At 66.3% G+C, this 11355-nt stretch carries 10 protein-coding genes and 1 pseudogene; 8 read left to right on the forward strand and 3 right to left on the reverse strand.

Translation table 11 applies throughout. The features are described from left to right. The first annotated feature begins 144 nt into the window (after window positions 1–144). Genes CRM90_RS23445 through CRM90_RS23460 form a run of 4 tightly spaced genes read left to right on the forward strand, consistent with a single transcriptional unit; the run spans window position 145 to window position 4317 of the window. Window positions 145–570 (forward strand): MmpS family transport accessory protein, encoded by a 426-nt coding sequence (locus CRM90_RS23445; protein ID WP_102809328.1) that lies wholly within the window; start codon window positions 145–147, stop codon window positions 568–570. Beyond that, the gene (locus CRM90_RS23450) at window positions 567–3467 is read left to right on the forward strand and encodes an MMPL/RND family transporter (protein WP_102809329.1); all 2901 of its coding nucleotides are present in this window, start codon (window positions 567–569) and stop codon (window positions 3465–3467) included. The genes CRM90_RS23445 and CRM90_RS23450 overlap by 4 nt, the downstream gene beginning before the upstream one ends. Further along, complete coding sequence (locus CRM90_RS23455; RefSeq protein WP_102809330.1) at window positions 3464–3826, forward strand: DUF732 domain-containing protein; 363 nt, start codon at window positions 3464–3466, stop codon at window positions 3824–3826. Before CRM90_RS23450 ends, CRM90_RS23455 begins: the two co-directional genes overlap by 4 nt. 32 nt (window positions 3827–3858) lie before the next feature. Continuing rightward, window positions 3859–4317 carry a DUF5078 domain-containing protein gene (locus tag CRM90_RS23460; protein ID WP_502693309.1) on the forward strand — a complete coding sequence of 153 codons (459 nt, stop codon included), beginning with the start codon at window positions 3859–3861 and terminating at the stop codon, window positions 4315–4317. A 15-nt stretch (window positions 4318–4332) separates the two neighbouring features. Here the strand turns inward: CRM90_RS23460 and CRM90_RS23465 are convergent, their stop codons facing one another. The 3 genes from CRM90_RS23465 to CRM90_RS23475 form a co-directional block, all read right to left on the reverse strand. Then, window positions 4333–4788 carry an MPT63 family protein gene (locus CRM90_RS23465; RefSeq protein WP_102809332.1) on the reverse strand — a complete coding sequence of 152 codons (456 nt, stop codon included), beginning with the start codon at window positions 4786–4788 and terminating at the stop codon, window positions 4333–4335. 94 nt (window positions 4789–4882) lie between these two features. Then, the gene (locus tag CRM90_RS23470) at window positions 4883–7459 is read right to left on the reverse strand and encodes an FHA domain-containing protein (protein ID WP_102809333.1); all 2577 of its coding nucleotides are present in this window, start codon (window positions 7457–7459) and stop codon (window positions 4883–4885) included. 37 nt (window positions 7460–7496) lie between these two features. Continuing rightward, entirely contained in the window at window positions 7497–8696 is a 1200-nt protein-coding gene (locus tag CRM90_RS23475) for an NADH:flavin oxidoreductase (RefSeq protein ID WP_102809334.1), read from the reverse strand. A gap of 68 nt (window positions 8697–8764) precedes the next feature. Between CRM90_RS23475 and CRM90_RS23480 the strand changes: the two genes are divergently transcribed. From CRM90_RS23480 to CRM90_RS23495, 4 genes and pseudogenes are all read left to right on the forward strand, one after another. Then, entirely contained in the window at window positions 8765–9613 is an 849-nt protein-coding gene (locus CRM90_RS23480) for a bifunctional methylenetetrahydrofolate dehydrogenase/methenyltetrahydrofolate cyclohydrolase (protein ID WP_102809345.1), read from the forward strand. Beyond that, window positions 9610–9939 carry a DUF3017 domain-containing protein gene (locus tag CRM90_RS23485; protein WP_102809335.1) on the forward strand — a complete coding sequence of 110 codons (330 nt, stop codon included), beginning with the start codon at window positions 9610–9612 and terminating at the stop codon, window positions 9937–9939. Before CRM90_RS23480 ends, CRM90_RS23485 begins: the two co-directional genes overlap by 4 nt. A 59-nt stretch (window positions 9940–9998) precedes the next feature. Then, window positions 9999–10610, forward strand: a complete 612-nt coding sequence (locus CRM90_RS23490; RefSeq protein WP_102809336.1) for a TetR/AcrR family transcriptional regulator — start codon at window positions 9999–10001, stop codon at window positions 10608–10610. Then, a pseudogene (locus tag CRM90_RS23495) lies at window positions 10607–11305 on the forward strand (FAD-dependent monooxygenase); the annotation flags it as partial. The gene CRM90_RS23490 and the pseudogene CRM90_RS23495, both read left to right, overlap by 4 nt. Between the last annotated feature and the right edge of the window lie 50 nt (window positions 11306–11355).

The following is an 11355-nucleotide window of genomic DNA, read 5'->3' on the forward strand; positions in this document are numbered from 1 at the left end:
ACTGATCAGTACTCCCGGCCGCTCGTGCCGCGGTCGTCCACGCTGAAAGGCCGGGGCCATGAGAACTGCTGGCGACCCTCCGCTCGCGACAGCCGTTGCGCGCCAAAGTCAATCGCCCGCCATGGCGGGCGCGGAAGCGCTCCGATGACCCGGGTGCTCGGCCGGTTGTGGATCCCGGTCCTCGTCGTTGTCGTCGCCGCCGCGGGAGTCGCCGCGGTGAAGAACGCCCGCGAGATCTTCGGCTCGAACCCGGTGGTCGTGACGCCGATTACGTCCGACGGTGCGGAGGACTTCAATCCCAAAGTCGTGACCTACGAGGTGTTCGGTTCGGGTGCCACCGCCGAGGTCAACTATGTGGATCTCGACGGCATGCCCCAGCGGACCGGAAGTGTCTCGCTGCCATGGACTTTGACGCTGCGAACGACGAATCCGTCGGCCTCGCCGAACATCGTCGCCCAGGGCGACGGCAGCGAAATCGGATGCCGGATCACCGTCGATGACGTGGTCAAGGAGGAAAGGACCGCTACGGGAATGAATGCCGCAACCTTCTGCTTGGTGAAATCCGCATGAGCCTCGACGTCGACGACACGCCCACCGACGCCATCCCGGCCGCCCGTCACCGGGCCCGCCCGCGACTTCCCCGGCTGATCCGAACATTGGCGGTGCCGATCCTTCTGGGCTGGATCGCACTGATCGTGGTGCTCAGCACCGTGGTGCCGACACTCGAGGATGTCGGAAAGCTCCGCGCGGTCTCGATGAGCCCCAACGACGCGCCCTCACTGATCGCCACCAAACGGGTCGGCCAGGTGTTCAAGGAATACGACACCAGCAGCTCGGTGATGGTGGTCCTCGAAGGCGATCAGCCGCTGGGTGCCGAAGCGCACGCCTACTACGACAAGATCGTCGCCGAACTGCGCGCTGACACCAAGCATGTCCAGCATGTGCAGGACTTCTGGGGCGATTCGTTCACCGCGGCGGCTGCACAGAGCGCCGATAACAAAGCCGCGTACGTCCAGGTGTACATCGGCGGTGACCAGGGTGAGACGCTCGCCAATGAATCGGTGGAGGCTGTCCGCAAGATCATCGCGGACACGCCCGCCCCGCCGGGGGTGAAGGGGTACGTGACCGGGCCGGCTGCCACCACCACCGACCAGAACATCATCGGCGACAAGAGCATGCAGACGATCGAACTCGTCACGTTCGGCGTCATCGCGATCATGCTGCTGATCGTCTACCGGTCGGTCATCACCACACTGATCGTGATGGTGATGATGGGTCTCGGATTGTCCGGCGCCAGGGGAGTGGTTGCGTTCCTGGGCTATCACAACGTTTTCGGGTTGACGACGTTCGCGACCAATATGGTTGTGACATTGGCCATCGCGGCGGCAACGGACTACGCGATCTTCCTGATCGGCAGATATCAGGAGGCGCGCCGAGCAGGTGAAGACCGGGAATCGGCCTACTACACCATGTTCCACGGCACCGCCCATGTCGTGCTCGCGTCGGGCCTCACGATCGCCGGCGCGACGCTGTGTCTGCACTTCACCCGGCTGCCGTACTTCCAGACCATGGGTATCCCGCTGGCCTGCGGCATGGTGATCGTGGTCGCCATGGCGCTGACCTTGGGTCCGGCGCTCATCTCGTTGGCGAGTCGGTTCGGCCGAGTCCTGGAGCCCAAAGGCAACGGGAGACACAAACTGTGGCATCGAGTGGGCACGGCCACCGTCCGCTGGCCAGGTGCCATCCTGGTCTGCGCCATCGCTGTTTCGCTGGTCGGTCTGGTGGCGCTGCCCGGCTATCACACGACCTACAACGACCGCATCTATCTGCCCGACAACGCCTCTGCCAATGTCGGTTACACCGCGGCGGAGCGGCACTTCTCCCGGGCCAAGATGAATCCTGATCTGCTGATGGTCGAGTCCGACCACGATCTGCGTAATCCGGCCGACTTCCTCGTCATCGACAAGATCGCCAAGGCGCTGGCCCGAGTGCACGGGATCGCCCAGGTGCAGACCATCACCCGGCCTGAGGGTAAGCCGATCGAGCACTCGACCATTCCATATTCGTTGAGCCAGAACGGCAATGGTCAGATCATGAACAACGACTACCAGCAGACCATCATCGCCAACACTCTTAAACAAGCCGACGACATGCAGGTCAGTATCGACTCGATGACCAAGATGCAGGGCATCACCCAGCAGCTGTCCGATGTCACCCGGAGTATGGCCGCCAAGATGGACGTCACCTCCGCCGACATCGCGACCGTGCGTGACCACCTTGCCGACTTCGACGATCAGTTCCGGCCGATCCGCAACTATTTCTATTGGGAGCCACACTGTTTCGACATTCCGATGTGCTGGTCGCTGCGCTCGGTGTTCGACTCGCTCGACGGCATCTCGACGATGTCGGACGATTTCCAAGACATCGTGCCCGATCTTCACCGGATGTCCGACCTGACCGGACAGATGGTCACAATCATGCCGTCGATGATCGCGTCGATGAAGAGCCAGAAGCAGTTGATGCTCAATCAGTATCAGGCGCAGAAGGCCCAGCAGGACCAGAACATGGCCCAGCTCAAGGACAACAACGCGATGGGTCAGGCCTTCGACGCGGCCAAGAACGACGACTCGTTCTACCTGCCGCCGGAAGCCTTCGACAACGACGATTTCAAGCGCGGCATCAAGTTGTTCCTCTCACCTGACGGACACGCCGTCCGCTTCACCATCATTCACCAGGGCGATCCGCTGACCGAGGAAGGCACCTCACGGATCGAACCGCTCAAGATCGCCGCCGCGGACGCGATCAAGGGAACCCCGTTGGAGGGGTCCAGCATCTACCTCGGTGGCAGTGCGGCCATGTACGCCGACATGCAACAGGGGGCCAACTGGGATCTGATCATCGCCGCGATCGCAGCGCTGATTCTGATCTTCGTCATCATGGTGATCCTCACCAGAGCCCTGGCGGCTGCGGCGGTCATCGTGGGCACCGTGGTGCTCAGTCTCGCCGCGTCGTTCGGCCTGTCGGTTCTGCTCTGGCAACACCTCATCGGGCTGCCGTTGCACTGGATGGTGATGCCGATGTCGGTGATCGTCCTGCTGGCCGTCGGTGCGGACTACAACCTGCTACTGGTGTCGCGCATGAAGGAAGAGATCCACGCCGGCGTGAAGACCGGGATCATCAGGGCGATGGTGGGGACCGGCTCCGTTGTCACCGCAGCCGGTATGGTCTTCGCGTTCACGATGGCGTCGATGGCGGTGAGCAAGATGGTCGTCATCGGACAGGTCGGCACGACCATCGGACTGGGTCTGCTGTTCGACACCCTGGTCGTGCGATCCCTGTTGACGCCGTCCATCGCGACACTGCTCGGCCGCTGGTTCTGGTGGCCGCAACGGGTCCGGCCCCGCCCCCGCCCCCAGCCGTGGCCGGCGCAGCAGGCCGACCCCGTCCGTGAGGAGGCGCTGGCATGACGGCGGCGGTCAGGGGGTGGCCGGTGATCAGGATCGTCACGGCTGCCTGCGCCGCGCTGATGATCGCGGCGCCGGCCACGGCACACGCCGACCCGGACACCGATTTCGCGAATCAGCTTCATACCGTGGGCGTTTACGGGCCCAAGGACTACAACGCCTGGATCGCCAAGATCGCCTGTGAGCGCCTCGATCGCGGTGTCGACCATAACGCGGCCGACTCCGCCCGGTTCATCTCGCGACAACTGCCCCAAGACGCCACGACAGCGCAGGCCTGGCAGTTCCTGGGCATGGCATATCCGGTCTACTGCCCGGACAAAGTGGTCCTGCTGCAGCAGGTCGCCGAGACCGGTAGAGGGTGAGGCACACAATGCGAGAACGACTTCGGGGTCCGATGTGGACGGGTCTGATCGTGACCGCCATGATCGCCGGCGTGGTTGCCCTGCCGGGAAAGGCCGCGGCAGATGCCAGCGATGACTATCCGATTCCGAAGCGGATGATCGAAACCACCTGCACCGTCGACCAATACATGGCCGCGGCCCGCGATACGTCCCCGGTGTACTACCAGCGGTACATGATCGACTACAACAACCGCCCCGTCGATGTCGAGAACGCAGCCCGTGACCGCATCTATTGGTTCTTCTCTCTCGATGCGACCGGCCGGCGACAGTACTCGGAAGACACTGCGACCAACGTCTACTACGAGCAGATGGCCACCCACTGGGGAAACTGGGCGAAGCTGTTCTTCAACAACAAGGGCGTGGTCGCCAAAGCCACGGATGTCTGCATGCAATACCCGCAGGCCGATCCGGCGGTGTGGAACTGGGGACCCAATGAGCGGCCGACAGGCTGAGTTGCGGTCCGACAGCTACTTCCAGACCAGCAGGTCCTCGACCCCGTTGTTATAGACCACCGAGGTCGGCGCGGGGCCGGTCACGTCGAAATACAGCTTGCCCCAGGACGTATCGCTCTGCTGCAGGGTCGCGCCGCTGATGCCCTGCGGCGTGGCGGCCTGCCACAGCACGGGGTAGTTGGCCCCGTTGGCGCGCGCGTTGAAATCCGGGATGATCGGCGTGACGGTGCCCTTGGCTGCGCGCACCTTGGCGGTCGCCTCCCACAACGTGCCCGCCAGCGGGTAGCCGGGGATCGTGTCGGTGCTGGGCTTCAGGTCGGTGATCTTCCAGACCGTGATCACCTGGTCGCCGTTGTCGACGAGATGGTTCCAGCCGCCGAACGTGTCGACACTCGGATCGGCCGCCGCGACGGGGGCCAGCACCACCGACAGGCTCACTGCTGCGGCCAGCGCCGCCGCTCTCATCCTCATGAGCGCACACGCTATGGACGCCCGATGAACGGCAGTCAACCGCGACACGAACTCCAGTTGCGCTGCTCCTCAACGGAAGCTGGCGTACCGACCGTCACGCGCCCTTGAGCCGGATCTTCCACCGCACCAGCGACAGATACCCGATGCACAGGGCCCCGAGCATGCCCATGTTGAACCACCATGCCGACGCGGTGTGCTCCCAGTGCCGGTCCTTCGGCGTCAGCGGGCCCGGCACCAGTTTGATCAGGTCGATGGTCGAGGCCGACGCCGCGAAACCCCAGCGCGCCGGGGTGATCCAGGACAGCTGATCGAGCACCAGGCGTCCGGTCACCGGGATCATGCCGCCGGAGAACACCAGCTGGCTCATGACGGCCACCACCAGCAGCGGCATGATCTGCTCGTTGGACTTGGCCAGTGCCGAGAGTGCCAGACCCACCATCGCCGCGGTCACCGTCGTCGCCGCCATCACCACGAACAGCTCCAGCGTCGGACTCAGGAACGTCAGCGATCCCTGCGTCGGGCCGCCCTTGCCGGCAATCGTGATCGCCGTGACGATCGTCGACTGCACGATCGCGAACACCGCGTAGATACAGACCTTCGCCAACAGGTACGCCGTCGTCGACAACCCGACGGCTTGTTCTCTTCGGAAGATCGGGCGCTCACCGATCAGATCCCGCACGGTCAGCGCCGTACCCATGAAGATCGCGCCGACGTTGAGCAGCACCAGGATCTGGCCGGGCTCGTTGGGCGCATCACCCATCGGGTTGGGTACGCCGAAGCCGACCGTGCCGGGCACCGACAGCGACAGCACACCCATGATGAACGGCAGCAGCGCGAGGAACGCGAAGTAACCGCGGTCGGAGATGATCAGCCGCATCTGGCGACGCGCGATCGTGGAGAACTGCCGCAGCAAGCTGGTGTGCGTCGGCTCGCCCATGTTCGACGGCGTCTCCACCGGCGGCGGTGGGGGAGCAGGCCCGGACTGTTGCAGGTAGCGCTGATAGGCGCCGTCGGGATCGCCGGCGACCGAGCTGAAGATGTCGGCCCAGTTGGTGGTGCCCATCGCCGCCCCGATCTGGCTGGGCGGACCACAGAACGCCGTCTTGCCGCCGGGTGCCAGCAGCAGCACCTGGTCGCACACGTCGAGGTAGGTCAGCGAGTGGGTGACCACCAGCACCACCCGGCCGGCGTCGGCCAGCTGGCGCAGCATCGTCATGACCTGGCGGTCCAGCGCCGGGTCCAGACCGGACGTCGGCTCGTCGAGGATCAGCAGCGACGGGCCGGTCAGCAGCTCGAGGGCCACCGAAGCCCGCTTGCGCTGACCGCCGGAGAGCTTGTCCACCCGGGTGTTCTGGTGCTGGGTCATCTCCAGCTCGGCGAGCACCTGGGCCACCACCTGCTGGCGGTCTTCCTTGGTGGTGTCCGGCGGCAGCCGCAGTTCCGCGGCGTACATCAGCGCCTGGTTCACGGTCAGCTGGCCGTGCACCACGTCGTCCTGCGGCACCATGCCGATCCGGGATCGCAGGGAGGCGTACTCGGCGTGGATGTTGTGACCCTCGAAAGTGACGGTGCCACTTGTCGGATGGGTGTAGCCGGCGACGAGTCGCGCGAACGTCGACTTGCCCGCGCCGGACGGGCCGATCACGGCGGTCAGCGTGCCGGGGCGCGCGGTCAGCGAGATGTTGTCCAGCAGCGTCTTGTTGTGCTCGATCGTCCACGTCACCGCACGCACGTCCAGACCGCCGGTGGCGGTGGCCGCCGACGTCTCGGTGCGCCGGGCCAGGGTGCCGCCGGCGAAGACGAGGTCGATGTTGCCGATCGTGACGGTGTCGCCCTCGTTCAGCATCGCGGTGTCGACCCGGCTGCCGTTGACGAACGTGCCGTTGATGCTGCGGTTGTCGACGATCTCCATGCCGCCCGGCGTCGGGATCAGCGTGGCGTGGTGGCGCGAGGCCAGCACGTCGGGGATGACGATGTCGTTGTCGGTTGCGCGGCCGATCTTGATCCCGCCCGGCGGCACGTCGCCGGGCGCGCCGGGACGCAGGATCTTCAGCATCGACGTCGCGAGATTCGACGACGACTGCGCCGGCTTGCCGACGGCCGGACGCATCTGGGTAGGTGCCGCCGCGGGCGTGTGTCCCACCGGGCCCGTCGCGGCGGGCGGGTGATAGGTCGGCTGTGCCCGCGAGCCGCTGGTCGGATACACCGGCGGCTGGTGGGTCGGCTGGGCTTGCGACGGCGGGGGCTGCCACTGCCCGGCGGTCGGCGCACCCCGACTCGGGTTGGCCGGCCACGACGGCGACGACGGCGGGACCGACATGCGCACCGACGAGGTCTGCGGCGGGCGTCCCACCGAGCCCTGATGGCGGCCGAGGCCGAAGCTCATCGGCGGCCCGTCGGGATTGCCGACATTGACGGTCAGGCCGTCACTGATGTCGACGGACGGCACCCGTCGGCCGTTGACGAACATGCCGTTCAGTGAGCCGTTGTCGACGGCCATCCACCGGCCGTGGTCGAAACGGAGCACCAGATGGGCGCGAGAGATCAAGGGGTGGGCGATCCGCACGTCAGCGCGGAGGTCGCGGCCAACCACGACATCGTGCCCTGCGGCGAAAGTACGCTCCGACCCGTCGTACCGAACTGTCAGATCGGGCGCGGCTGGTCGAGTCATCGGGACCAACTCTATCGGTAACGGCCCCGTCGGCCCGTCAGGCAGGACCGCCCGTCACCACGCACAGGGTCCGCGAGTAGATCGTCGGCATGCATTTGTTGCAGTGCGTGCACAGCGACTTCACCGAATGCGCGTCGCCGTCGGCCTGAATGCGATTGAGCAGGTCAGGTTCGGCCAGCAACGCCCGGCCCATCGCCACGAACTCGAAACCCTCGGCCATCGCGCGGTCCATGCTCTCGCGGTTGGTGATGCCGCCGAGCAGGATCAGCGGCATGGTCAGCTCTTTGCGGAACTGCTCGGCGTCGCGCAGCAGGTAGGTCTCCCGGTAGGGGTATTCCCGCATGAACTTCTTGCCGGTCATCCGCATGCCCCAGTTCAGCGGCCATTTCTGCGCCGCGGCGAACTCCTTGACCGGGGCGTCGCCGCGGAACAGGTACATCGGGTTGAGCAGCGAGCTGCCCGCGGTGAGTTCGATCGCGTCCAGGCCGCCGTCTTCCTCCAGCCACTTGGCGGTTTGCAGCGACTCCTCGATCTGGATCGAGCCGCGCACTCCGTCGGCCATGTTGAGCTTCGCGGTCACCGCGATCGGGGCCGGGCCCAGCCGCTCGACCTCGCGGCGTACGGCCATCACGATGCCGCGGGCCACCTTGGCCCGGTTTTCCAGCGACCCGCCGAACTCATCGGAGCGCCGGTTGATCATCGGAGAGAGGAACGAGCTGGCCAGATAGTTGTGGCCGAGGTGGATCTCGACGGCGTCGAAGCCGGAGTCGATGGCGAACCGGGCCGCCGAGGCGTGCGCGGCGATGACGTTGTTGATGTCGTCGCGGGTGGCGTGCTTGGCGAACTTCATCGACAGCGGGTTGAAGAACCGGACCGGGGCCAGCGCGGTCGCCTTGTTGGACCGGGCATTCGCGACCGGGCCCGCGTGACCGATCTGCGCGCTGATCGCCGCACCCTCGGCGTGCACGGCGTCGGCGAGCCTGCGCAGGCCGGGCACCGCTTCCGGACGCATCCAGATCTGCCCGCCGTTGGTTCGCCCGCCCTGGCTCACCGCGGTGTAGGCGACGGTCGTCATGCCGACGCCGCCGGCGGCGATCGCCCGGTGGAACGCGATCAGGTCGTCGGACACTACGTCGTCGGGGGTTCGCGCCTCGAAGGTGGCCGACTTGATGGTCCGGTTGCGCAGAGTGATGGGGCCGAGTTTGGCCGGGCTGAACACATCGGGCGCGTTGTTCATAACCGCAGCTGACCACGCTCTGAACAGTGCTGTCAACGATCGCGTTCGGTCAATGGAACAATACGGTCGTGGTCGCTATCAGCCTGGACGGCAAGCTCACCCGTGACGAGATCTTCGTCGATCTCAAAGACCGTGTGGCGGCGCTGACCGCCGCGGGGCGAACCCCGGGACTGGGCACCGTCCTGGTCGGCGACGACCCTGGTTCGCACGCTTACGTCAAAGGGAAGCACTCCGATTGCGCGAAGGTCGGGATCACCTCGATCCGCCGGGATCTGCCCGCCGATGTGAGCCAGGCGCAGCTCGACGACACCCTCGACGAGCTCAACGCCAACCCCGAATGCACCGGCTACATCGTGCAGCTGCCGCTGCCGCGCCACCTCGACGAGAACGCCGCGCTCGAACGGGTCGACCCGGACAAGGACGCCGACGGCCTGCACCCGACCAACCTGGGCCGCCTGGTGCTCGGTAAGGCGGCGCCGTTGCCCTGCACGCCGCGGGGCATCGTGCATCTGCTGCGCCGCTTCGACGTGCCGATCGCCGGTGCGCACGTGGTGGTCATCGGCCGTGGTGTGACGGTCGGTCGCCCGCTGGGCCTGCTGCTCACCCGTCGTAGCGAGAACGCGACAGTGACGTTGTGCCACACCGGGACTCGTGATCTGCCCGAGCTGACTCGGCAGGCCGACATCATCGTCGCCGCCGTCGGTGTTCCGCACATGCTGACCGCCGACATGGTGAAGCCCGGCGCGGCCGTGGTCGACGTGGGTGTCAGCCGGGTCGAGGGCAAGCTCACCGGCGACGTGCACCCCGACGTCTGGGGGGTCGCCGGCCGGGTGTCGCCCAATCCCGGCGGCGTGGGCCCCCTGACCCGGGCATTTCTGCTGACCAACGTCGTCGAACTGGCCGAAGCGGCCCAGTGACGGCTCGCGCGAAGCGCCGACTGCCGACTGGCGCGGAGGCGGTCGACTTCGTCAGGCGTGTGGTGCGCTCCCAGTGGCCGATCCTCGGTGTCGGGCTGATCTTCGTGGTCGCCTTCGTGCTGGTGGCGGCCGGATTCTGGCGCCGGGGCTCGCTACTGATCGGCATCGCGGTGGGGGTGGCCGCGGCGCTGCGGTTGGTGCTCACCGAGGAGCGTGCGGGCCTGCTGGCGGTGCGGTCGCGGGGCGTCGACTTCGCGACGATGACCACAGTCTGCGTGATCATGGTGTACGTGGCCTCGACGATCGACCCGCTGGGGACGTCATAGAGATAATTGCCTGACGGGCAATCTTGCACGGTGTGCAACTTTGTGGGTATCGTGGCGGCGTGACCGAGGGACTGCGCGAACGTAAAAAGGCCGACACCCGCAGAGCGCTCAGTGACGCCGCGCTGCATCTGGTGTTCGAGCGCGGGCTGGACAACGTCACCCGCGAGGCCATCGCGGAGCGCGCCGGGGTATCCCTGCGCACGTTCAACAATTACTTCGCGGGCAAATACGAGGCGATCGCCTACCGTCAGATCGAACGAATGCGCCGCAGCCTCACTGTGTTTCGGTCATGGCCGGCGGACGAGCCGCTGTGGACGGCGATCGCCGAGTCGGTGCTCGAGCCGATGCTCGCCGAGATGGGCGAGGACTTCGCGCCGACGCGGGCGCAGCTGGATCAGCTCGTCGAATTGACCATGGCCAACGAGGTGCGTAATGCGTTGGCCGACAACCTGATGGCCGAATGGATCGAGGCGATCGCCGAGCGGACCGGAACCGACCCGGTGCGCGACATGTACCCCCGCCTCGTGGCCGCCAGCGTCCGCGCCGTCGCCGAAGCCGCCATGGACACCTACATCGCCGCCGACCCGCCCGTTCCGATCGTCGGCCTGATGCGCCGCGGCTTCGCCGATGTCGTTGCAGGCCTTCCCGAACCGAAGAGGACATCGTCATGACCCAGAACCACGAAGTCGTCATCTCCGGCGCCGGGCCCAACGGCCTGATGCTGGCCTGTGAGCTGGCCCTGGCCGGGATCACCCCGGTCGTCCTCGACGCGCTGCCCGCTGCCAGCGACGAGCCCAAGGCCAACGGCCTTGTCGGACAGGTGGTCCGGATGCTCGACATGCGCGGTCTCTATTCGGCGTTCACCGGTGAGGACAGGCCGCAGGCCTTGCCTGGATGGATGTTCTCCGGGATGCAGCTGGCCTATCCCGACCTGTCCACCAGTCCGATGTACGCGATGATGATGCCGCAGCCCCGGCTGGTCCGGCTGCTGGAGAAGCGTGCCCGCGACCTCGGCGTGGATCTGCGGTGGGGACACGAATTGACCGGGCTCCAGCCGGCCGAGGACGGTGTCGCGCTGAGTGTCGCCACCCCCGACGGTGTCTACGAGCTGAGCGCCGGTTACCTCGTGGGAGCCGACGGTGGCCGAAGTCTGGTGCGCAAGAGCGTCGGCATCGACTTCCCCGGCACCACGTCCGAGACCGTCGCACGGCTGGCCCAGGTGGAGGTGCCCGACGAGCTTCGCGCATCAGACGGTGGCTTGAACATCCCCGGGGTGGGGCACATCCCGTCCGGGCACAACAGGTTCGACAGAGGCATGGTGTTGGCCGGCAGCATGCAGCCGGGTGTGCTGCTGGTCGGAAGGGTCTGCTGCACGATCAGGTGACAGTTTCGGTCACGCGGCCTGACTGGCCGGTG

This window comes from Mycobacterium sp. ENV421 (assembly GCF_002887815.1).
Taxonomy (GTDB): Bacteria; Actinomycetota; Actinomycetes; order Mycobacteriales; family Mycobacteriaceae; genus Mycobacterium.